We start from the raw sequence: 22854 nt of genomic DNA, 5'->3' as shown, positions 1-22854 counted from the left end.
TCTCCAGGGACTGCATTTTTCGCGAAATCAGAAGAAGTTCTTGCCGTCGCCACGATAAGTGGTGACGCGGTCGACCACGCGCCCATCCTTGATCAGCAGCAGGTGGTTAAAGCGCTCGCACAACTCACCGGATTTGGCATGTCGAAATAGCACGAGATCGCCCGTCCTGAATCCGACGTCAGGCGGATATCGCACGGGGGTCTGGACTTCGCCGGCAGCCTCGTGTTCGATAAGCGAGCAGCCGGAAGGCAGCCACGGCTGCGGAAGGCGGTCCTTCCCGGCGGGACCGGAGGCGATATATCCGCCACCCGAGCATGTCGCAATGCCCGGCATGGGCAATCGCGTTATGGGGAGAGCGAACCCGGCGGCAGGGAGCGCCTTGAACGTCGCATAGTGATCGAACAGCGTCGGAGCATACAGCCCCGAACCGGCGGCCAGCTCAGTTACCGAGGTGTCGCCGCTCGTGCTTTCGAAACTACCCGTTCCCCCTCCGTTCACAAAACGCAAGCGGTATCCAGCCTCGGCTAACGCTTCCACAACGCGCTGACGGCGCTGCGTCACTTCCCGGATCGACCTGTGTTTTAAATGGCAAATGATGCGGTTCTTCAATCTCCGCCCTGGCTCCGCGTCCATCAGTCCGGCAATCTGACCTTCATAACCCATCAGGCCATCCAACCTCACTCCGGAACGACGGGATATTTCGGCGGCGAGCGCAACGGCAGTCGCGGCTTCGCGCACGGGCGACCGATGCACGCCAAAATAGAGCCCGGGGAAGTTCGAAGACATGTCGAGATCGATCGCCACCGGGAAGACAACTTTCTCTTTTCCTGCGAGCGCGTCGAGCAGATCAACCTGATCAGCGCTATCTACCATCAGCGTAATCGAGCGTCCTGAGCGCAACTGCACCGCGACAGCGCGAATGTCTGCGGGTTCCACGGACGGATACGCAACCACGATATCGTCGAAGCCTTCGCTCGAAAGCCATGCAGCTTCCACCGGCGAATAACAGAGTAGCCCCCTCATGAACGATCCTGCGGCGAGGGCCAGCCGGATGATCGAAAGCGATCTCACCGATTTGGTAACCAGACGGATGGGCAACCCTGCTGCGCGACATCTGAGTTGCTCGAGATTCAGTGCTAAATTGTCGAGATCGATAAATGCTGCGGGCAATGTCTGGCCGGCAAGCGCAGTTCGATAATAGTCGTATAGCTTCATGTACATTCAGATTCAAGCGTGCCGCGGTGTGCGCCGGGAACGTCGGCGTAGCATTTGTGCGGCAATCGCAACGACAATTGCGCTGACGGCAAAACCGAATGTCACGTAAGGAACCGGACCGGCATCGTCGCCTGTCACAACGAGAGATGAGACGAGTGGCCCGAAGGCGGTGCCCAGAAGTTGAGCGCCGGGGGTGAGAGTGGCAACGCGCCCGCTTGTATCGAGCCGCAATGCCAGTCCGATTTGAAATGGCATCAGGAACAGCCACGCGAAACCGAACGCGCCGCAAAGTGCGATAAAGCTGACGACGTGTCCGGAGGGAAGCGTAATCACGCCGACCGGGATCAGTGCGATTACGACTGCGCCGACGGTCAACGTCTTCATGTTGTCGAGGTGTCTCACCGCACCAGACGAAACGACGCCGCCCACTACCTGCATGAAGAGAACAGCGGAGACGGCAGTCTGCGCCGCTTCAGCATTGAGACCGGCGCGCTGACCGATCGGCTCAAGATATGCCCATAACGAACCCAGTGCCGCCATCTGGACGAAAGATATCAGCAGCGGCGTGGCGGCCGAGATGGACCAGGCGAACGGTTGACCCGCATGGTGCGAAAGGGGTTTTAGATTCCCCGGCAACCAGAGCAAAAGCACACACGGAAGGAGCGCTACCGCAGACAGCGTAACGAAGCCGCCTTGCCAGCTCCAGTGAGGGATCACTGCGCGGGCGAGTACTGCAGCAACGCCAGTCTGCGCTAACGTCTGGACGGTAAGAAAAATGCCGGCAATCCGGTCGGCGGTACGTGATCGGACGATGACACAGGTCGTCACCCACACGAGCACGCCCTCGCCGACCCCCGCTGCCGCGCGGACTATCGCGAGCGACATGTCGCCCGTGAGCAGCGCGGTCAACCCGTCGAGAGCGGATATGATAATGGCGGCAAGCAGCGTAATAGCGCGCAGTCTGCTGACGGGGAGCAGTACGTCACCGAGTACAACACCAATTCCGAGGGCGACAATCTCGCTCATGGCGATGACTCCGACTCCCTCGAGGGACGCGTGCCTGGTGTCGACCATTGCACCGAGCAGAATCGGCTGCAGGCCCACCATGAGCAGCGCAATCGACCCTATCGATAGCGCCGCGACAATGTGTTGTCGGCTCAGCGCGGTAGGTTGAATGGAATGCATGGCTTTCCCCGACTGTCAAAGCTGATAATAAGAAATTTCCGAATGAGTGTCCTCGATCAGCCGAGGCAGACAGCGTCCTAGAACTTTCGTGTGACGGACGCGAAGATTGTCGGAGTGGACGTCGATTTGACGGAACTGCCGTCTTGAACGGCGTATAGAGCAGGTGTCCTAACAATAGCCGCGACCCACGAGAGATTCCACTCAAATCCCCATCTGACGTGCGTTATTCCGATGCTGTAGTCAAAGCTGTCGGCCTCGGGAAAATTCGCTACCTTCTGATACCCCGTATGAAGTTTCAGGGTCGTGTCGCCGCGTATCGCGTAATCGTAGTCGAGGTCGAACAGCAATGTACCGCGCGATCCATGATTACCTCTGGCATAGCACTCCAGCGCTTGTGTGGGATTGGCGTCGAACTGCAGCATGGCGCCGCACACGCCACCGGTATTCGCCCCGCGATAATCCTTGGAGATAACACTGATCACGCGTCCCTGGAGTTTATCGTAGCCCAACTCGAGGACCACATAGTCGGTGTTGTAGTTGGTGCTCGTGACATTAGCGGGCACCTGGTTGACGAAATCGAAGGATTGCGGCGAGTCGAAGTTAGCTCCGGGAAAAATTTCGGTGGCGAGGCCGATACCAAAATGCCATTTATCCGGATTGCCGAAGCGCCAGCCACCTGCGAAGGTAATGTCCGTGCCGTTTCCGTTCGGGAATTCCTCGCGGCTAACGTTGTTGATCTCGGCGATTGCAACCAGTCCGCTTTCATGGGCCACCTCGACCGAGAGTTTTGCACCGGGGCCGCCGAGCGAGTCAGAAACCCCTCGGGTGCGGACATCGGACAACAGGCTGATGGACGGAACAACTGAATATGTGGCGATGTCGACATCGTCGGCATGTGCGTTAGCGCAGAAGGCCGATGAAAGTATCAGCCCGAGGCAGAGGGTCGAAAGCGTGGATTTCGTCATGATGGTCTTCCGGTGGGAACGCGCGTCAATTCTTTTTGCAAACGGGCGTCGTCGGCAGTACCTGTTCGCGAGTCATCTGCTCTGTTTCGCCCAGCATTTCCGTGCCGATAAACGCCCGTACGGCGAGACCGGAGCTGTTGACGCGGACTGCGCCCTTGTAATGCTTGTTAGTGCGCGGGTCGAAGACCCATCCGTCCCGCCACGCGTCATCGTCATAGTGCTTGAGCTTGGCAATACGTACGCCGCAATCATCGATGGGCGTGCCGGCATCCTTGTCCCAGACGATCGTGCCGCATAGCGAAGAGGGTTCGTCGGCACATGCCTTGAATTCGATAACGGCATTGCCGTCCGCAGAGCGCCACAGGCCTTTTGCGTCGTCGGGTCCGGATGCAAACGCGGGTTGAACTGTCGCCGTCACGACAACGGGAACAAGGCAGAAGAGAACACGTAGATTAAACATTTCGATATCCTTACTAAATTGATGGTGCGTCCCACCGTAATACCGTGGTCTCCCGGGATCCATTTTTCTCAACTGCTGCGAACGTCCCGTGTCCGCCTTTAGTACCTGCGACACCGCGAGAGTTTGGAGCAACAACCGCAAAAATTAACGGTAGTTGTGACTATCGTATTGGCGACAATTTTGGGATGCAAGTCGGGGATTACCCCTGCGTCATCGATGTTGCGAAGATGCATCATCGGTTGCCGCAAACCCGCACACGGGCACATGAGGAGCGCGGGTCCGGCAATAGAGGAAATACTCGATGAAACAAGCGTTGTGAGGATGTTACGGGCAAGGCGATAGCGCCCTGCACGCCTGGACTTTCTGGATGGTTCAGCAGGGTCCCGGAAAACCTCGAACGGAACTGGGCCTTCGTGGCAATACTGGTTACATTACAAACGCGCGAACAGGGCGAGTCGCGAGCCAGTTATCGTGATGGTTCGACTACCGTAAGTCACTTCCCGCACGTCGACGGTCTTCAGACTCAGATCTGGCATCCCATTGATACTTTTCGTCCAGGGCGCTGCGGTGAATCACGGTTAGTCGGCAACGCCATACATTGTTTGCGTTCGGCCGCGGCAGGGCTTGCCCCAGGCAAGCATGCGCACCGCAGCCTCGACGTCTGCACTGGCATCCACAATTACCGGGGATTTCCCGCCTGGCTCCGGCGTTACTAATGTCGAATGGGCGGCGGTCATCATCACCTTGCCTACAGCAGGCGAACCGGTGAAGAAGATGTGGTCGAACGGTAACGCGAGCAACTGCGTAGATGTCTGCACGGCACCCTGCAGGACTGCAACCTCCACGGGGTCGAACACCTCGGCAACGACTTCTTCGACACGTACCGGCACCGCCTTGCTGAGTCGGCGAAGCTTGTCGCGACGTTCAGAGGAACGGGAGCCTCGGAGCGTCAGCGCAGCCGCCGCCTGCGCAGCGAAGGTGGCCTGAATCTGGGCGGCATCGGCCTCGGGAGGAGGAATTTTCACGAGCATGTTACGCAGGCAAACGTGGCACGTCTCGGCGCAGGACGCGCACGACCAACCGCTTGGGCAGAACGTTGGCCACTCGGACCAGCGCTGCCATCGACCACGGAAATGCGTAATCGAGGTAGCCGCCGCGAATGGCGCGCAGAATATGGTCGACAGCACGAGCTTCCGACATCTGAAACGGCGCGGGCATACCATCGCCGGACGTGGCCTCGGTTGCGATAAATCGCGGATAAATGGAGACAAAGCGGATGCCGAAGCTGCCGAACTCTACGCGGCACGTGTCGATCAGCAACTTCAAGGCCCCCTTCGCTGCGCAGTACGGACCCTGCAGCGGTACACCGAGCAAGCCGGCAAGCGAATTGGTCACTGCCACCACACCGCTGTTCTGTGCGCGCATTGCGCGGAGCACAGGAAACAGTACGTTTACCGAAACATCGTAGTTCGAGCGCATATAGTCGAGCACCTGAGCCGCATCCATCGTGCGCATGTCGATAGCGGGCGCTCCCCCAGCATTGAGTACGAGCAAATCAATGCGCCCGTTCTGAACAAGGACCGTCTGCACAACCTGCTCGGCCGCACGCGTATCCCGAGTGTCGGCGGCGTGGATGCTGCAATAGCCACTTTGCGCCGAGATCTCCGTCATCAGGCTGCGTAGCCGCTCTTCGCGGCGGCCTACGGCTGCGACTCGCGCGCCGAGTCCCGCCAAACGCAATGCCAAGGCCCGGCCGATGCCCGATGATGCGCCGACGATCAGCACTACTTTGTTTCTGAAGTCCATTTTTATCCCGATTCCAGATGGGTTCGGTATGTGCAGCAGGGTCTAGTACCCCTTGCTCTCTTCTGGCAACAAGCCCTGCAGCACACGCAGACGGGCCCGGCCTTCATCCCTGGCCAGGCGGCGGTTCGCGACGTACCGCACGATCCAGGGCAGAGGCTTCACCCTGCCGGCGCTGGCCGTGGCAAGCACATAGGCCTTCGCACATTTCTCGAACAACTCGGCGTTCAAGGCTAACCGTGCGCCAGTCATACCCATCACAAGCGGCTGACGGTTGACTAGCAGCACATTGCCCTTCAGAGCAAGCGCACGGGGAAGCTCATGAGTAATCGCGGGCGGCGGCATACGCCCGAGATGACGCACCTGCTCATCGAAGACACCGGGCATGGTGCCGCCGAAGTCGGCCAATGCCAGCCCGAACCTCCCGCCACCGGTGGCTACGGCGCAGACGTCATCGCGAGCGGCGTACACGCGGGAGTGAATTGCAACTGCGGAGGCGACGCCTGGATAGTTTTGCCAAGACGTACGCGAGGGTTCCTGATCATCGATTTCGCCAAACCACATCGCGTCGGTACCCGGCACGCGCAATGACAACGCAGGAGCGATGCCCTCCAGCAGTTGCCCGGTTGCCAACCGTTCGCGTAGCAGGTGCCAAAGCCGGGCGAGTTCCAGTTCGGTATCGGACATATCACACCAGCGCAAAAACGTCGTCGAAGCGATTGAGTGCGTCGTCGATCACATCGTCTGTGTCGGCCAGGCTCGTGTAGACGCGGCTACCCGCCAGAGTGATGAGACCATGCGCTGTATAGGCCGCCCCCATCTCCTCCATCATGTGCTTGCGTTGCCTGGCTTCGTCCTTGATCTTTAGCAGCTTCCATAGGCTGCTAGTGTCCAGCAGCAGCACGCCCGACGTCTGCAGATGCACGATGGACCCCATGTTGTAGGTCACATAAGGCAGACGACGTCGCCGGATGATCTCTTCCAGCCCGCGTCTGAGGCGATCACCGGCACGACCGGCCAAGACAGCAGCGTTGCTCCGCTCGGCTTCCTGTAACGCATAGTAGCCAGCTACGCATGACAGAGGGTTTGCCGAAAGCGTGCCTCCGACGAAGGCGCGGCGCGAGGTGGTGCCGATGCCGCCCACCAGCGACATCATGACGTCCTTCTTGCCGCCGATCGCCCCGGCCATCGGGTAGCCACCGGTCAGACATTTGCCCAGCACCGTGATGTCGGGCGTGACGCCGAAGTAGGCTTGAGCACCGCCCATACCGACGCGGAAACCGGTTACCACTTCATCAAAGATGAGCAGCGTGCCGAACTCATCACAGAGCTTACGCACTTGCTGGTTGTAGTCCTTATGCACCGGCCGGGTGCCGCTCTCCGGCCCGAGCGGCTCCAGCAGTACTGCGGCAGTGCCACCACGCAGGCGGTTAATCTGCAGCTTGCGGCGCAGTACGTCCAGGTCGTTGGGCAGGCACTCCTGCGTGTGCCCGGTTGCACCGCGGGGGATGCCGGTCGCTTCCATGCGGCCTGTGTTGGGCAGGCGCATCCCGTAGACGAGTTGGTCGCTCCAGCCGTGATACGCGCCACCGATCTTGATAATCCACTTCTTCTTCGTGTAAGTACGCGCCAGGCGTACGGCCCCCATCACCGCTTCTGTCCCGGAGCCCAACAGGCGAAGCATATCCACACCAGGCATGTGCTTGCAGACCAGCTCGGCGAGCTTGACCTCGTATTCGTGCAACAGACCCGTCACGGGACCGCAGCTATCGATAAGGGCGTGAACCTTTTCCTTGACCACCGGGTGGTTGCTACCCAGCAGCGTCGGGCCACCCGCCTGCAGGAAATCGATGTAGCGGTTACCGTCCACGTCGGTTACGTGAGCTCCCTCGGCCTGGGTGATGGCCAATGGGAACGGATGATTGAAAGCGAGGTTATGCTGGATGCCGCCGGGAATGACCGTCTTGGCCTGCTCGGCCAGCCGCCTGGAGCCAGGGCACCTGTCGTCGAACCAGCGCAGGATTTTGGGCATGGCGTCGCGCCGGATGGGCCGCATGGGTTGGCCTACGAGTTCCGCCAGACGTGCATAGAGGTCTGGGGTATCGGGCCAGGAGGAAATGGCCTGCGTGGGAGCAGCGCCACCTGCGGAGTGAATATGTGCAAGATTACTCATGAAAGGGTCTCGATATGCGCGAAGTTCAGGAGGTGGAGCGGTCATTGAGCGCGCTCCGTGCGCGCAGTAGCGCTTGTCCCTGGGCCGGAGTCGCTGTTGCCGCGTGTTGGGAAATGCGCTGATCCAGAAGCGAGCGTGCAAGTGCCTCCAGGTCGTCCAGGGCCTTCATGGCTGCTGCGCTGTCGCGGCCGCAGCACAAGATGCCGTGGTTGTACATCAGATAGGCGTTGATGTCGGGATGCACGGTGTGACCGAATTTCGAAGAGAGCCAACTGCTGCCGGAAGGGGCGTACCCGACCACCGGAATCCGTGGTCCCAACGTCGGACGCCAGCGCGATGGCACGGAGATTTCGTCACCGAGCAGGGCTAACGCGCTGGCCACTGGCTGATGGGTATGGATACTGCAGCCTATCTCAGGGCGAGCACGCAGTACGCTCGCGTGCAGACCGCTCTCCACGGACGGAGCGGCCTCGCCGTCGAGCTGGTGCAGATCGCCTAGCCGAAGCACGCAGACAGTAGCCGCGCTCATCGTGTGGTAGTCCGTCGCAGAAGGTGTGACGGCCACATGTTCGGAATCGAGCCGCAGCATGATGTTGCCGCCGGTACCGGCGAAGTAGCCACGGCGCGAAAGCTCGAGGCACAGCGTAACGACATGTTCTCGTTGATTGACATACTTCATGGGATCCTCGCAGTCAGGGGGTCGCCGGAGCATTGAGTCGGTGGTAAAGGGGCGCCAGGCGTGATCGCACCTCTTTGAACGTTTCGAACTTGTCGGTGTACAGGCTTTGCAATGACATGGTCGGCTCGTACACCCGACGCGTTTGCCGGAGGCTGTTCAGATCGGAGAAGGACAATTCGCCGATGCCGACTCCCGCGATGAAGGTGGCGCCGATCGCATTGGCCTGAATCGGGCTCTCGGGTTGACGGATCGGCTGCCCGGTTACATCCGCCATAATCTGGCACCAGACTTCGCTCTGCGCGCCACCGCCGACCGCCGTGATGCCGCCAGGATCGCGCCCAAGAAGCCTGGCGAACGGTTCAAGCATCCAGCGCGTATTCAGGGCCACGCCTTCCAGGAACGCCCGGAAGATGTCCTCGCGCGAATGCTCCAGCGACATATTGATGAGGCCGGCGCGAAGCCGGGGATCGTCCACCGGCGTTCGCTCACCAAAAAGCCATGGTGTGTAGATGAGTCCGCGCGCCCCCGGCGGCACACGCGCGGCGATGCGGTTGAGCACCTCGTAGACTTCCGGGTGCTCCTCATCGCTCGCCAGTTCGTCCGGGTGGTAAAGAATGCGATCGCGCAGGAACGACAGGTTGGCCCCTGCCGTGGATTGAAGTGCCATGGCGAGATAACGCCCGGCCACCGCACAGGGCACGGCCGCAATTTTGCGGAACACATCCGTCTTCATGAAGGGCACGTGCGCGCCCAGCCAGGACGAGGTACCCAGGTACAGGTGCGTCGCGTAATCGTCCACCGCGGCGCCGACGGCGACTGCCGAGTTATCGACGGCGCCGGCCACGACGACGGTGCCTGCATCGAGGCCGAGGGCACTGGCAACTTCGGGTAGCAGCGTGCCGATCACGTCGGTTGACTGCACGATCTCGGGTAGCCTGTCTGCCCCGACGCCGAGCAGCTGCAGCAAGTGCGGATCGTAGCGCACCTGATGAGCATCGCGATTGTCAGTGACCCAGGCCGTGAGGATGGAGTCCTGCGTAGCGCAAATGCGGCCGCACAGACGCAGATTCATATAGTCCAGCGCATTCAGGAACTTGTGCGTGCGCTCATAGACCTCGGGCTGCTCGTCACGGATATAGGCAATGTGGCCGGCGAGGTCGCGCCCCGTGCTTGATGGTGCACCGCCGGTCAGGCGCAGCCACCGCCAGAGCTTCAGTGGCGCGAAGCCTTCGATATTGACAAGCCGACCGCGCGAACGACGGGCGATGGCCGCGGCCCCCCGTGCATCGAGCCAGCTAATGGCGTTTCCGATTGCCTCCCCTTGACGATCCACGCAGACCGTGACTTCGGTCTGCGTGGAGCAACAGACGGCAACAACGTTCCGACGTCGTTGCGGATCAGCTTGCAGCAGTTCGCCCGCGGCCTCGAGTAACGCCTGCCACCAATCAGCCGGGTCCTGTTCTGCCCGTACCCCGTCGACATGCAGCGGAACCGGGCGGAATGCCCAGGCGTGGACAGTGCCCTCAAGCGTAACCAGCGCGCATTTGCAGCCGGAGGTGCCAAGGTCTATCGCCAGGACAAGACGTTGCGTGATACTCATCGAACCCTCAGAACATGCATGAGTGGCCGCGCCGCGCGGCGCAACGATCGCTCCCGACAACGCTGCCGGTCTCCCCCGAATTCCACATAACGTAGAGATAGTCAGGGCTGGTCGCGAATACGGGCGGAACTGGAAGGATGAGCAGCGCGGTCGAATGGGATGCGCGGGTCAATGAGGTCATGGATGCCTCAACAATAAGTTAGTTATGACTAGTATATAGTCATAACTACCGAAAAATAAAATTCTTTTCTTATGGCAAACCCCCAGGCACGCCGCGTGGTCCGAGCGAAGCTGGTAAGCGTTGGCGCAATGTGCCTGGTAACTCTCCGGTCCAGCGCTTGAATGCCCGACGGAATGCGCGAATATCGTCGAACCCGGTTGCGCTAGCCACCTCATCGACAGGCAACGCCGTACATTGCAGCAGCGCGAGGGCGCGATCACAGCGAACCCGGTCGTACAGCTCGCGCCAGGAAACGCCCAATGCAGCAAGGCGCCTGCGCAGCGTGCGCTCTCCCAGATTGAGATCACGAGCCAGATCGGGAAGCGAGGGGTTTGCGTTCAGCCGTCCGCGCAGCCAGGTCAACGAACTCTCGAGCAAATCATCACGTCCGTCGGTGGGCTTTAGCAGTGTGCTCAGGCTTTGGCGCATCGCGTCGCAGCCATACGGATCCCATCCCGGCAACTCATGCGACAGCCAATGCTGCGCTGTCAACAAGCGGTGGGCTGGCATGTTGAACCGGACCTGACAACCGAACACGCGCCGATAGTCCTGTGCATGCGGTGGCGGTGCGTGAGCAAATTCCACCATTGCAGGCGCAAAGCTGCTCCCAACCAGGGTGCGGACGACCGTCACGATGGCTGCAAAAAACTCCTCGATCAGCAAGGACTCCATGGTGGGGTCATGAAACCGGGGAGTAGCCTCGACCAGGAGAAAGCCGCTATGCGAATCGAGACGGTGGGAGACGAGCGATCCAGCCTCGTGATGGTGGTCGGCGCAAAACACCATTGCCTGCCCCAACGTGCGGCAGGTCAGCATTGTCAAGCCTGGCAGCCCCCAGGATAGTGGGGATTGCGCTTGCCCTGCGGTTAGTCCCAGAGCAGGATCGTTCAGCTCGGCGCGCACGCGCGCGGTCAGTTCTCGAGTCTGTCGATATGACACTCGCAACTCTTGATTGCAAAGGTCATCGGGGCTGAAGCCTAATCCAAGACACAAACGCGTGGGAGATGCCCCCTTGGCTTGAGCGATCCTCAGCAGGGTCCGGATCAGCATGGGTGGCACATCAGCGCAGCCGTGCCGGACGCCCTCCTGGACGTTCATGGCATGCGGGCCGAAGCGACCCCTGATTTGTCCTTTGTGACCCTCCTGGCCAAACCGGGGAGCGCTAAGCTGTCTGAAAACATAGGAGAATGAAGATGCGAACTGCCGTGGTAACGGGCGGTACGGGATACGTGGCCGGCCAACTCGTGAAGCTGTTGTTGGCCGAGGGATGGGCGGTGCACGCAACTGTGCGTGATCCTCACAATTCCAAAAAAGTTCAGGTTCTCACAGCGCTGCAACAGGCACATCCTGGGTGCCTCTCGCTGTTCGCCGCCGATCTGCTGCGCGATGGGACATTCGATGCTGCGATGCAGGGTGCAGACACCGTATTCCACGTAGCGTCTCCTTTTTATTTGCCCGAGCAGATCAAAGATCCGAGACTCGAATTGCTTGAGCCGGCCCTTAAGGGCACGCGCAACGTGCTCGGTGCCGTGAATCGCACTGCGTCGATTCGCAAGGTCGTCATCACGTCGACGATCGGTGCAATGTTCGGCGATTATGCGGACGTACTGGGCATGAAAGATCACGTTCTGACTGAGGACCAGTTCAATCGCAGCAGCACGCTGGAGAACAATCCATACCATTACTCCAAAGTCGTTGCCGAGGAGGAAGCCTGGCGTATCGCGAAAGGGCAATCGCGCTGGCGGATGGTCGCTATCAATCCAGGCCTCGTGCTGGGACCGGCGCTGACTGCCAACTCCGAATCGGGCAGTCTGTTCCTGCTGGACGAGTTGATGCGCGGCGTATTTTTCTACGGCGTTCCGGACTTCAGTTTCGCAACGGTAGACGTCCGCGATGTCGCACGGGCACACGTGGCTGCGGCGCTGAACGATCATGCTCAAGGGCGGTATATTGTGGCCGGGCGTACGATGACGCGGTTCGTCGAAATGGCGCGCATCGTGAAGCGTGTGCACAAACGCGCTCGGCTCATACCCGCTCACCAACTTCCCAACGCGCTGGTACGCCTGATCGGGCCGCTGTTCGGGCTGTCGCAGTCCTACATTCGCAACCATCTCGGCATCCGGTTCACGCTCGACAATCAGCGCAGCATTGACGAGCTGGGGCTGCGCTATCGGCCGATCGATGAAACGCTCGTGGCGCATTACAAAGCGTGGCAGGACTGGCGCGACGCCGGCAAAACTTGATCTGGGCAACGAGCATATGCCGCCACGTACGCCAATCGCCTGCGAAGCTCAGGAACGGATAGCAGACGGTGGTACGCTCGTTGTGCTCAAAGAAGAAGTGTCCGAACCCTGCGAACGCGGCTGCTAATGCCGCGAGGCTGGTCGCGGAGCGCATATTCACCAAAGACAAAACCCGATCGCCGATCAGGGCGCCCAGAGCCAGGCGGCAGATCTTCCACTTGACCACTAAACCTGGCCCTTGCAGGCCAACCTGGTGGGCTTCGAGCAACTCTCCAGGTAAAATCGGCGGCAAGCCGATAGTCAACGGTGCGACCGGACCCACGGTAAGTACGGTTATCAGAGTCGAAGAGTCGACCCGTTCGTTACGGCGTGACATGGATATACTCTGGAGGGGTAGCCTCGGCTATCATATAGCTATAACTACCGATTCTCCGCATCTGGAGACTCGGGATAATCCCTGGGACCGTAATGAAGAGCGCAGAAAAGCAAGTCCGTCGAGTCCAACCTGATTTGGCGACCAAGAAGCAGCCGGCGCAGCAGAGGGCGACGGACACATTCGAGCGAATCCTTGATGCGGCGGCGCAAACGTTGGACGAGGTGGGGATCGAACGGCTGTCGACGAACCTTGTTTGCGAACGCGCCGGGTTGACGCCACCGGCGTTATATCGTTATTTCCCGAACAAATACGCGTTGTTATGTGAGCTCGGAAAGCGGCTGATGCAACGGCAGAACGAATGCGTGCCCCACTGGATGAATGCCGGGGTGTTCAAGAAAGGGACGAAAGGCCTGGAATGCGCATTGGAAGGGCTGCTGCTGGACACCTATTCGGCCACGAAGGACACCCCCGCAGGCGTCTGGATTATGCGCGCGTTACGAGCCGTTCCCGCATTGCAAGAAGTCCGCCTCGCATCACACGCCGCGGTCACAAAGGCACAGACCCAGTTGCTGGTCAGCGCGCTGCCGGATGCGAACCCAAAGGAACTGCGCCTGGCCAGCCGGATCGTCGTCGAAATGCTCTATGCGGCAGTGGAGATGCTGTTCGACGAATCAATGGATGCCAAGGCCGTCGCGCCTGTGGTAGCCCGGATGATGGCCAGTGAACTCGACCGTATGGCCCCCGCTCCTACACGCAAGCGATAGTTCGCCCCGGCGGACGGATTGCTTACGATGCGGAGGGACCGTTCCGTTTTCACCAGTCTCCGGCGCGAACCTGGGCCACCCGACCCTGGCTGGAGGTAATGTGGCGCATCCTGGCGCCATCCGGGCCGGCAAGCAGGTGATAGAGAACTTCCTGCTCGGCAAGCGGCCCAAGTACCGGTCGCGCTGCCGGGTCGTCGAGCAGACGCAGCAGGCGAAGTGCCGCGTCAAGGAGAGCGGCACCAGCGTCGGACACCGTCTTGCCTAAAGGTGGGATGTGGTCTCCCGGCGGGCGCGGCACGCGCTGCGCCAATTCCCCCAGCATGACCGGATCAAAATCCAGGTATAGACACAGTTAGGGATTGTCAGGCGTCGCCCCGACCACGTGGCCTATCGCCGGCAAGTCGTAGGTCACGACCCATAGCGTCCGGGTGCGTATCTGAAGACGCGGCCGCCCGGCGTGACCTCCTTATGCCCCTGCGCGACGAGGCACAGTTGCGGCCGGTAGACATTTGGCATCGGCATCGGCATCGTCACTGTCGAGGATCGAGCAAGCGTCACGCGTTCGATGGGGGTGGCGTGGAAGCCATCCTTTGAGGCATGCCGGGTAATCACGGCCGCGATTTCGGTCAGCGTTTCCATGGATCTGATCATCACATGCGCGCGTAAGCCCAGCAATGCGAACCCGCAGCGCCGGAGGATTGGGCAGCAATTCCGGCGCATCAGGCTAACGGTTCGATGTCGCCGCGCTTCGGGATTCTCGCGAAGCAACAGGCGGGACCCGACTTCCACGATGGAGGTGATCGCAGGCAGCAGTCGTCCCAGCGACGTCAATGCGTACTCCAAGATTCTCTTCTCATCGAGGTTGTCGTCATGAAGCTGAGGCACAAAGCCTGCCGTCAAGAGGGCGACACACCCCTAAAAAGGGAAAGCATGTTCGAAAATGAATCCTGGATGTGGTTTAAATGCAGGATATGGAAAAAAGAACATCAGGATTGCCAGGCAAAGCTGGCAAAGAAGACGAAGCGTTACCCCACCAACATGACCGATGGGGAATGCGCCGCGATCAAGGAACTGCTGCCACGAGCATCGTCGCGTGGCAGGCGTCGTCGGTGCGACTTGCGCGAAGTGATCAATGCGCTGCGCTATCTGGTGCGAGCGGGTTGCGGCTGGATAATGTTGCCGAAGGACTTTCCACCCCGGCAGACTGTCTACTGGTGGTTTCGTCGGCTGATGCGCCGGTTTCTGTTTCGCACGTTGCACGATGGGGTTCTGATTTGAGTTTGTCGTCGAGGTGGTGCGCCGCCACGAACAGCAGACGGGCGTCGCCGTGTTGCCCCGACGCTGGGTCGTGGAGCGCACCTTTGGCTGGATGGTTCGCTGGCGTCGTCTGGTCCGCGACTACGGGCAGCGCACCGACGTGTCAGAAGCCATGATCCATATCGCGATGGATAGTCTGTTGTTACGATGAATCGCTCATCCCTGATTTTTCAAACGGGCTCTGAGGATCTGCCATATAGCTCGCTCTTCAACTTCGATAGAAATGTCGCTACTGTCGCGCCTCGTGGCTTGTCGCGCCTTACAATTGCGACCAATGCACTCAAGGGAAGCGGCAACGAGCACCGAACCGGGCAAAGGCGATACGTATCATGAACCTCCCGCAGGATGCACTGCGGGACCAGGATAAGGGTATCGCTCTGACTAGCGAGTCGAAGCATCATGTTCGAAAGCTGTGCAGAAATGATCTCGGATGTTTGGCGCATCCCGGCGTCCTGCACGGCAAGCTCGAGCTGCTGGCGGACAACATTTGGTGGCGCTGGCAATATCCAGGGGAATCCTAGTAAGTCGCCGAGCTCAACCGGTCCCTGGACGAGCCGGTGTCCTTCGCGTGCTACGAAGAGCGGACGATCTTCGCAGAGCGTTTCCATTTCGTATGATTCACTTCCGTAGTTGCCCGCGGGCCGGCCAATAACGATATCAACGAGATCTTGCTCCAGACGTTGCAGCAAGATCTCCATAGAGTCTTCTTGTACGGAAAGACGAATGCGAGGGCACTGCGCCCGGAACAACGTGACGCATGTCGCAAGGTTGCCCCACCAACTGAGAGGGGTGAACACGCCAACGGACAAATTTCCCGCTTCTCCACTTTGCAGAGCGTCAATCTCCGCTTCCGCCCGTAGAACATCTCCAAGGATGAGATGACCATGCCGAACTAGTGCGTGCCCCATTGCCGTAGGTCGCACCCCCGACGGGGTTCTATCGAAGAGTTGGCAATTGACGATAGACTCCACCTCGGCCAGCGCCTTTGAAACAGCTGATTGGCTAACCATGAGAAGATCCGCTGCTTTCTGCAGACTTCCCTGTCGGGCCACCTCAATCACGACACTGATATGCCGAAGTTTCAGTCGTTGGCGGAACGGGGTCATGGTATGTCCATTTATTTTCACGGAAGCGGGCCGCAGTTTCTCCGTTCCTCCGTCACACTCAAGGAAATCGTCCGATAACGCTAGTTTAGCGGGAAGCATCCCTGGTGGGGAATGTGCAACTTGGAGCGCCATCACCCCTCTGATCATTCCGTGCCAGAATGGCCGTCACACATCGTGGAAAAGGATGGTAGCGGCTATCGCTTGTCCCCAATTTCATCCGCCTGATCTGTTGGACTTTCGCGAGCACCGCGAAAGTCAGTGGCCGCGGGCTCGTCGAATTAAATAAACTAATGATTCGCACGAAGAAGCCTTTACGGACTAACCCGCATTCTGAACCAAAGCACCGCGCCTCGCATTGCCACACAGGCCGGCACGGTATTTGAAGCAGGACGACACATGGACGGCGGCGCCCCATGGGCAGCTATGTCTTGGCTACTTCCACGGGTAAATATACTCACCGCTCAGCAACGAAATCGGCGTTCGCCAGAAGGAACGATTCTAGCGACCCCTCAACCGTTTCAGCGTCTGTGAGGGCGTCTCCCCAAAGAGCAGCCTGTAATCGACGGCAAAGCGGCTGAAATGAGAAAAACCCCAGTTCATTGCGATCGAGGAAATATTCCGCTCCGATCTGTTCGCAAGGATCTCGCGCCGCGCCTCTTCGAGCCGGTGTCGCTTCAAAAAAGCCATAGGAGCGTACCCGAAGTGTTGCCGGAAGCTTTTGTACAATTTGTGACGCGACACGCCGGCCGCACGCTCTATATCCTCAAGCGCAATTAGCTCGCGTGCGTTGTCGTGGATGAACCGTTTCGCGCGCAATAAGTAATGCGGGCATGAAGGACGCATCGCGTCAGCAAGCGCCTGCGAGTAATTGTGCGGCTGGGAAAGCAGCAAGCCTTTGATCAGCGCCTGCTCGATACCCTCTTCCATTTGCCAGTGATTGAGCAGCCTTCCCTCCTGCCCCATTTCGGCCAGGAAAAACTTCACCATGCGCCACCAGGCAGCTTGATCGCCGTCTGTGGCGCTCATCTCCGGCTCAAACGTCAAGGTGGCATCGAGTGGCCGCTGCAGAAACCCTTCAAGCATCTGGCGCAGGGCCAGACACGGAATCGATACGATGATCTTGCGACAATTGCCCATGATCGCCAGCTCCTGCGTCTCATGCGGCGAAACGACAAGCCCGCTGTCCCGGTCTGACAACCACAGGTGGCCACGCGCGGAGAGTTCCTGCTGCCCGACGAGCGGCAGACTTACGCTATAGCAGTTGAGCGGTGCGTCACTGTGTACGGAGACCACGACATCGGTACCGTACTCAACGTATCCCAACGTGCTCTCCATAGCGCGCATCACAGTTCCCGAATGACGGAACTGCAGTGCCTGCGGACCGCGTATCTGCAGCGCATGCGGTCCGCAAATCGAGGACATCCAGTCCCGCGCTCCCTCTATGTCGTGACGCAATGCGTCGATGCCACGAATATCGTTGACGATGGAGGCTGACATAGCGCGGCATTGAAGGTAGGCGATGGCCAATGTTAAACCACGCTGCGAGAAACCAAAATACCGAAACAACCCAAAAGCGCACAGCGCGCCGCAGCTTCCGGTGCCACTTATGCACCGCGACTTTCCGCAAATTTCTCCCAAAATAACCGGTGTCCGCAAACGCGTTCGCTCTCGAGCCACGTCCTGATCGCCTCGACCATCGGCGGCGGTCCGCACACGTACATATCGAATGGGTTTGCTTCGAGAAATGCGCGGTCGAAGTGTTCGGGGATGACTCCGGTCTTGCCCTGCCAGCCTTCGCTGGGATTCATTACGACGATCTCGCACGAGAAGTTCGCAATGAGCGCCTCGTAGGCCTTCAAACGGTCAAGCTCGCACAGGTCGCATGCATTCGTCACACCGTAGTAGAGATGCACCGGCTGCCCACAGCCCCCCTTGTGGCCCAGATCGTCCAGCATGCCGAGAAACGCTGACAGCCCAGTGCCGCCTGCGACCATCACGAGCGGCCGTTCCACCTCGCGAAGATAGAACGTCCCGAGAGGCGCCTCGAACTCGATCGTCTGGCCTTGCTGGCAGCGCTCACGCATATAGCGGCTCATCGCGCCGTCCGGCAGCAGACGAATCAGGAACTGCAACTGGTTGTCGTCGCCTGGCCGGTTGGCGAACGAATACGAGCGCCATACGCCCGCGTCCGGCACTTTCAGGCGGGCATACTGCCCCGGTAGAAAATCGAACCTCGTCGGATGGGAACTGGCGTCTACATGCAGGATCGCCGTCGTTTTGGAAACCTGCTTCACAGCGGCGACCTTCCCCGAGAGCAGCGTGGTGCCGCCTGCACCGCAAAAACTCGAATCAAAATCGAAATAGAACGACGCATCGGACTGTACGCGCGTCTGGCAGGACAAGACCTTGCGCTCGGCGAGATCGTCGGCGGACAACGTCTCTTCATCGACATAGTCCAGCGTATAGCTACCGGACTCGCAGCGGCCTTGACAGGTGCCGCACACTCCCTCGCGACAATCGAACGGGATGTTCACTCCGTTGCGTAACGCGGCATCGAGCAGCAGTTCATTCGCGCGAGCATCGATAAATACGGTCTTGCCGTCGGCAAAACTAAAAGCGATCTTGTGGCTCATGCCGTGGAACTCCCGCTTACAGATGGTAGAAATCGAGCACCGCGTTGATGGTGTCGTTCAGCAACAGCACATGCTTGCGCGTGATCTTCCAGCCGCTTCCGTTAGCGCGCAGATGATAGGTAGCGCGCCCAAAGAAGTGTTCACCGTTGCCTTGGCGCGCGTAGAACGTGGTCCAGTTGGCCTTCACCTCCAACTCGCCGCCTTCGCGTTCCACGATGCGCACGTTGGTAATCTGATGCAGCGTGCGCGGCAGTGGCGTCGATGCGGCTGACTTGCCCGTGCGCAGACGAAACACGCGATCCTCCAAACCCGTGCGGTTCGCGTAGTAGATAAGCGACATGCCACGCTTGGGATCCGTCGTGTAGACGTGCTCGGAGTCCCACTGCGGCACGTGAAATTCGCTGTGCTCGTCGAACAGATCGAGGTACTCATCCCAGCTTTGCGCGTCGCAAAGCTCGGCTTTCCAGTAGAGAAACTGCTCGACCGATTGTTGCAACGTATGCGTGACCGACATGATTCAGATCTCCTTCTTGCCGTTCGATTTCTGGGCGAGACCTTTCAACAGGTATTCCTGCCACGCGCCATGCTGGTTGACGAAAAGACCCTCGTGCGTCAGTTCCGTGCCGCACAACACTGGCTCGATATCGAGCAGGCGGCAGTTCGCGGTTTCACCCTTAAGCCACTTGTGATTGCCGCGCGAGATGTCGCTCCAGCGTTCGAGCCGCGCCTGGAAGCCGCGCTGCTGCTCGCGAAACTCCACGAGATCGTCCGGTGTGCCCATGCCGGACACGTTGAAGAAGTCCTCAAACTGGCGAATCCGGTTTTCGCGGTCCTGATCCGATTCACCCTTTACGCCGATGCACTGGCTGATGACCTCAGTCCTGTTCCAGGCAATCGGTCGCACGATGCGCAACTGCGAACTGATTTGTTCCATAAAGAAGAGGCTCGGATAGATGTTCAGGTTACGCAGTCGGTGCATCATCCACTCGGCCTTGTGCTGACCGAACTCGTCAACGAGGCGCGGCATCACGCTCGCATAACCCGGACGCACGCCGGGGTTCGGCATATCGCTGAACAGCAGGCTATGGCCGTTCTTGAACGCGAACCAGCCGTCTTCGGTATCGGCGTCACCTGCACCGAGCTTGCTGTAATCTAGCGTGCCGCTCGTCGCACTGCCTTTCTGTGCACTCGCTCCCTGGCGGTGCTGCACCGTGGAAACGTAGTTGTAGTGCACCGTGCTCACGTGATAACCGTCAAGTCCGTTCTCGTTCTGCAGCTTCCAGTTGCCATCGAACGTGTAGGTGGACTTGCCCGGCAGCACTTCGAGCTCGCCGGTCGGAGATTGGGCCACCATCATGTCGAAAAAGATGCGGGCATCGCCGAGATATTCGTCAAGTGTGTTGGTCGCTTCGACGTCGAGGCTGACGAACACGAAACCCTTGTAGCTGGCAATGCGCGCTTTCTTCAAGCCACGCGTCGATTTGTCGAAGTCGTCGCAATATTCGCCAGGGGCCTTCACCTTCACGAGGCGCCCATCGCTCTTGTAGCACCACGCGTGGAACGGGCACGTAAAGGTGGCTTGATTGCCCTTGTCCATACGCGTGAGCGTGGCGCCCCGATGCTGGCACGCATTGATCATCGCGTTGAGCTGACCATTTCCATCGCGCGAGATGATCATCGGCTGGCGGCCCGCGCGCATCGTGATGAAGTCGTGTGGCTCAGGAAGCTCACTCTCGTGGCAAGCGTAGATCCAGTTCTTCTCAAAGATGAACTCCATCTCGAGATCGAACAGCTTCGGCTCGGTGAACATCTCGCGCGCGACGCGATAGACGCCCTCCGCCGGACGAAAATCGAGGCATCCCTCGATAAATGCCTGCCACTGCGACGTACTCTTCTCTGTGCTCACGCTATGTCTTCCTCTTACCGTTCAGCGGCCTTGCGACCAGGTCATTGATGGGCTCGATTGAATACCCGATGGAACACAAGCGCTATCCGCCTGGTCGACGCTCGCTATCCGCTTTTTTTGCTGCTTCATCGAACGTGTCCGCGCAGTAACATGCCGCCACTCACCCGCGGGGAGTTTTCCCAGCACACTGGCCGCCTTCCGGATTTGACTATATTGGTGTTTTTTCCCATATAACTTTTCCTCACTACGTCAATCGCATTTTTCGCTTTTATGGTTACTTCGGTGCCGCAAAACTAGCGAGGAGCGACCCACTAACCGTAGTGGAGGCGTCATCTTTTCGGGCCACGACGGCCACGAGCTCACTGTATCGATCATGCATTAGCTCAGCCCGCAACCGTCAAAATTTCCTCCGATACATCCTTTAGAGGCAAGCATGCAGCACATCAAGGAACAAAATCGACCCGCCGGGGTTTCACCTTCCTTCAATACCTGGTTAATTTGTGCAGTCTGCTTTTTGATTATCACTGTCGACGGCTTCGATACCGCGGCCATCGCCTATGTGGCACCCGCACTGACGCATCTGTGGCACATTCCTCAAGCGGCGATGACTCCTGCTTTCATCTCGACTAGCTTGGGTGCAGTCGTAGGATATTTGTCAACTGGAACGTTGGCCCGCGTGACTCCTCGGCGCACGGTGATCATGGTTGCGATGCTAGCGTTCGGCGGTTTGTCGCTCCTTACGATCGAGTCGAACAGCATTCCTGCGATTTCCGCCATTCGCTTTCTGACAACGTTCTGCCTTGGCATAGTCGTCCCTACCGCAATTTCCATTGCGGCGGACAACGCGTCCGACAATGCTCGAGCGTCCGTCACCATTGTCGCAACGACCGGCTTGTCCGCTGGCGCAGCCCTCGGCGGATTCGCATCCGTGAAATTGATCACCGCTTATGGCTGGAAATCAGTGTTTATTGCGGGAGGGGTTGCGCCGATGCTGCTGCTCCCTCTCGTGTGGTACGCGCTACCGGGAGTTCGAACACAGCCGGGAACGACTAATGTACCCGTGCAAACTGCAACGTGGTCGCCGAGGTTCGCGGAAGTCAGAAGCCTGTTTGCACCTACCTTCTTTTTACATACCGTGACAGTCTGGCTCGTAGCGTTTTTTGGCTTCCTCGTCACTTACCTGTTTATCTTCTGGACGCCGATTCTTCTCCTTTCCTATGGATTCTCTTCTTCAAGTGCGCCTGTCGGTGCAGCTGCGAACGCTCTCGGCGGAATCGCGGGCAATGTTCTCCTGCTTCTGCTAGTGAAACGGCTCGGGTTGCGACGGTCGTTGGTCATCACGCTCGCAATCGCAATGCTGTGCATCGTCGGGTTCCAGTTGGAAGGTCTCAGCCGATGGACCGTCTTGCTTCTCATCTTCGGCATTGGCGCCGGCAGCGCGAGCGCTTGCGTGGGGCAATCCACGCTCGCCACCGTTCTTTACCCAGCTTCCCTGCGTACCACGAGCGTTGGATATGGGGCCGCGATCGGACGTCTCGGAGCAATCTTGGGACCCTCCGTTGGCGGCCTCCTGATCTCCCTTGGGTTTAGCACCCAGCGCATTGTCCTGATTAGCTGCATTCCTTTCGCGGTCGTCGAGATCGTACTGCTGGCTTCACAAATGTGCAGCTCGGCGAAAGAAAGGGCGCTTGAAGCACGGGGCTTCTAACATGGCTGATGGCGTCGCACCTTATGGTGATCGACACTGTTATAAAGGAGGCGCTGCATCGGCAAGCGTGAAGGCAGATACCGCATCCCATGCTGATGATTGCCACGAGACAGGCGTATCCCGTCGGATCATCGTCGGCGTCCGACAATTCGAGGGCGTATCGATCGCTATCAGTGTCCATCGCGGCCAATTCTTCTTTCGTCACATACTTCATCCCTATACGACCGCACGCTCGCCGGAATTGCCGAAATAGATAACGCGCCGTCCCGTCTTCTCCGGCTTCACGAGTTCGACGAAACGCATCACAGTCTCGCGTAGTTCGCGGCAACGCCTCAGCACCGGTATCGAACCGGACTTCGGCTGCCATGGCTCGATCTTGTTGGCCACCGTTCACGGCGCGCCGGCCATCGGCTGCGAAAAATGCTCATGGCAGACAGAGAGTTCGGGAGGGCAACGTCAGCGCGAGCGACAATTCCCCCCCGGAAGCCGGCCTTATGCAGT

22 protein-coding genes and 3 pseudogenes are annotated in these 22854 nt (G+C 59.2%); 4 read left to right on the top strand and 21 right to left on the bottom strand.

What is annotated here, in order from left to right:
• Positions 1-27: 27 nt before the first annotated feature.
• The 11 genes from BFE01S_RS07930 to BFE01S_RS37910 form a co-directional block, all read right to left on the bottom strand.
• Positions 28-1215 carry an amino acid deaminase/aldolase gene (locus tag BFE01S_RS07930; RefSeq protein WP_042337371.1) on the bottom strand — a complete coding sequence of 396 codons (1188 nt, stop codon included), beginning with the start codon at positions 1213-1215 and terminating at the stop codon, positions 28-30.
• A gap of 12 nt (positions 1216-1227) precedes the next feature.
• Positions 1228-2400, bottom strand: coding sequence for an MFS transporter (locus BFE01S_RS07925; RefSeq protein WP_028225007.1), 1173 nt, complete (start codon positions 2398-2400; stop codon positions 1228-1230).
• Between the two features lie 77 nt (positions 2401-2477).
• A complete protein-coding gene (locus BFE01S_RS07920; protein WP_042337332.1) occupies positions 2478-3365 on the bottom strand; it encodes a TorF family putative porin in 888 nt (295 codons plus the stop codon).
• A gap of 25 nt (positions 3366-3390) precedes the next feature.
• Entirely contained in the window at positions 3391-3825 is a 435-nt protein-coding gene (locus BFE01S_RS07915; protein ID WP_028225005.1) for a DUF2147 domain-containing protein, read from the bottom strand.
• Between the two features lie 578 nt (positions 3826-4403).
• The gene (locus BFE01S_RS44095; protein ID WP_028225004.1) at positions 4404-4856 is read right to left on the bottom strand and encodes an aldehyde dehydrogenase family protein; all 453 of its coding nucleotides are present in this window, start codon (positions 4854-4856) and stop codon (positions 4404-4406) included.
• Position 4857: 1 nt separating this feature from the next.
• Positions 4858-5631 carry an SDR family NAD(P)-dependent oxidoreductase gene (locus BFE01S_RS45735; RefSeq protein ID WP_028225003.1) on the bottom strand — a complete coding sequence of 258 codons (774 nt, stop codon included), beginning with the start codon at positions 5629-5631 and terminating at the stop codon, positions 4858-4860.
• Between the two features lie 42 nt (positions 5632-5673).
• Positions 5674-6315 carry a hypothetical protein gene (locus tag BFE01S_RS07900; RefSeq protein WP_028225002.1) on the bottom strand — a complete coding sequence of 214 codons (642 nt, stop codon included), beginning with the start codon at positions 6313-6315 and terminating at the stop codon, positions 5674-5676.
• Position 6316: 1 nt separating this feature from the next.
• Positions 6317-7801, bottom strand: coding sequence for an aspartate aminotransferase family protein (locus BFE01S_RS07895; protein ID WP_042337331.1), 1485 nt, complete (start codon positions 7799-7801; stop codon positions 6317-6319).
• Positions 7802-7826: 25 nt separating this feature from the next.
• The gene (locus BFE01S_RS07890) at positions 7827-8480 is read right to left on the bottom strand and encodes a class II aldolase/adducin family protein (RefSeq protein ID WP_028225000.1); all 654 of its coding nucleotides are present in this window, start codon (positions 8478-8480) and stop codon (positions 7827-7829) included.
• Between the two features lie 13 nt (positions 8481-8493).
• Positions 8494-10080 (bottom strand): xylulokinase, encoded by a 1587-nt coding sequence (locus BFE01S_RS07885; protein ID WP_028224999.1) that lies wholly within the window; start codon positions 10078-10080, stop codon positions 8494-8496.
• A gap of 250 nt (positions 10081-10330) precedes the next feature.
• The gene (locus BFE01S_RS37910) at positions 10331-11398 is read right to left on the bottom strand and encodes an AraC family transcriptional regulator (protein ID WP_042337330.1); all 1068 of its coding nucleotides are present in this window, start codon (positions 11396-11398) and stop codon (positions 10331-10333) included.
• Positions 11399-11493: 95 nt separating this feature from the next.
• Here BFE01S_RS37910 and BFE01S_RS07875 point away from each other — a divergent pair, with 95 nt between their 5' ends.
• Complete coding sequence (locus tag BFE01S_RS07875; protein WP_084169658.1) at positions 11494-12543, top strand: NAD-dependent epimerase/dehydratase family protein; 1050 nt, start codon at positions 11494-11496, stop codon at positions 12541-12543.
• Here BFE01S_RS07875 and BFE01S_RS46520 read toward each other — a convergent pair.
• Entirely contained in the window at positions 12425-12697 is a 273-nt protein-coding gene (locus BFE01S_RS46520) for an Mpo1-like protein (RefSeq protein WP_407668193.1), read from the bottom strand. The two genes, BFE01S_RS07875 and BFE01S_RS46520, sit on opposite strands and share 119 nt — an antisense overlap.
• A gap of 314 nt (positions 12698-13011) precedes the next feature.
• Between BFE01S_RS46520 and BFE01S_RS37905 the strand changes: the two genes are divergently transcribed.
• Positions 13012-13683 carry a TetR/AcrR family transcriptional regulator gene (locus tag BFE01S_RS37905; RefSeq protein WP_042337329.1) on the top strand — a complete coding sequence of 224 codons (672 nt, stop codon included), beginning with the start codon at positions 13012-13014 and terminating at the stop codon, positions 13681-13683.
• 49 nt (positions 13684-13732) lie between these two features.
• Here the strand turns inward: BFE01S_RS37905 and BFE01S_RS46235 are convergent, their stop codons facing one another.
• Positions 13733-14005: an AraC family transcriptional regulator N-terminal domain-containing protein gene (locus BFE01S_RS46235; RefSeq protein ID WP_281177393.1), complete on the bottom strand. Its 273-nt coding sequence runs from the start codon at positions 14003-14005 to the stop codon at positions 13733-13735.
• An 86-nt stretch (positions 14006-14091) separates the two neighbouring features.
• Positions 14092-14322, bottom strand: a complete 231-nt coding sequence (locus BFE01S_RS46230) for an AraC family transcriptional regulator (protein WP_281177396.1) — start codon at positions 14320-14322, stop codon at positions 14092-14094.
• Positions 14323-14652: 330 nt separating this feature from the next.
• Here BFE01S_RS46230 and BFE01S_RS37895 point away from each other — a divergent pair.
• A pseudogene (locus BFE01S_RS37895) lies at positions 14653-15151 on the top strand (transposase).
• A 19-nt stretch (positions 15152-15170) separates the two neighbouring features.
• Here the strand turns inward: BFE01S_RS37895 and BFE01S_RS42870 are convergent.
• The 5 genes from BFE01S_RS42870 to antA all read right to left on the bottom strand — a co-directional run bounded on the left by BFE01S_RS42870 (position 15171) and on the right by antA (position 20645).
• Positions 15171-16106 (bottom strand): LysR family transcriptional regulator, encoded by a 936-nt coding sequence (locus BFE01S_RS42870; RefSeq protein WP_169742608.1) that lies wholly within the window; start codon positions 16104-16106, stop codon positions 15171-15173.
• Positions 16107-16604: 498 nt separating this feature from the next.
• Entirely contained in the window at positions 16605-17603 is a 999-nt protein-coding gene (locus BFE01S_RS07845; RefSeq protein WP_028224996.1) for an AraC family transcriptional regulator, read from the bottom strand.
• A 107-nt stretch (positions 17604-17710) separates the two neighbouring features.
• Positions 17711-18739, bottom strand: a complete 1029-nt coding sequence (antC, locus tag BFE01S_RS07840; RefSeq protein ID WP_028224995.1) for an anthranilate 1,2-dioxygenase electron transfer component AntC — start codon at positions 18737-18739, stop codon at positions 17711-17713.
• Between the two features lie 16 nt (positions 18740-18755).
• Entirely contained in the window at positions 18756-19253 is a 498-nt protein-coding gene (antB, locus tag BFE01S_RS07835) for an anthranilate 1,2-dioxygenase small subunit (RefSeq protein WP_028224994.1), read from the bottom strand.
• Positions 19254-19256: 3 nt separating this feature from the next.
• Entirely contained in the window at positions 19257-20645 is a 1389-nt protein-coding gene (antA, locus tag BFE01S_RS07830) for an anthranilate 1,2-dioxygenase large subunit (RefSeq protein ID WP_028224993.1), read from the bottom strand.
• 433 nt (positions 20646-21078) lie between these two features.
• Between antA and BFE01S_RS07825 the strand changes: the two genes are divergently transcribed.
• Complete coding sequence (locus BFE01S_RS07825; RefSeq protein WP_084169638.1) at positions 21079-22353, top strand: MFS transporter; 1275 nt, start codon at positions 21079-21081, stop codon at positions 22351-22353.
• A gap of 79 nt (positions 22354-22432) precedes the next feature.
• Here the strand turns inward: BFE01S_RS07825 and BFE01S_RS45730 are convergent.
• Both BFE01S_RS45730 and BFE01S_RS44090 read right to left on the bottom strand, forming a co-directional pair.
• A pseudogene (locus BFE01S_RS45730) lies at positions 22433-22576 on the bottom strand (Asp/Glu racemase); the annotation flags it as partial.
• Positions 22576-22743, bottom strand: a pseudogene (locus BFE01S_RS44090) (cupin domain-containing protein); the annotation flags it as partial. The pseudogenes BFE01S_RS44090 and BFE01S_RS45730, both read right to left, overlap by 1 nt.
• Positions 22744-22854 lie beyond the last annotated feature (111 nt).

The sequence above is a fragment of the Paraburkholderia ferrariae NBRC 106233 genome (assembly GCF_000685035.1).
Lineage (GTDB): Bacteria > Pseudomonadota > Gammaproteobacteria > Burkholderiales > Burkholderiaceae > Paraburkholderia > Paraburkholderia ferrariae.
Note: the sequence above shows the minus strand (reverse complement) of the source record. Positions and strands in the feature narration are given on the sequence as shown.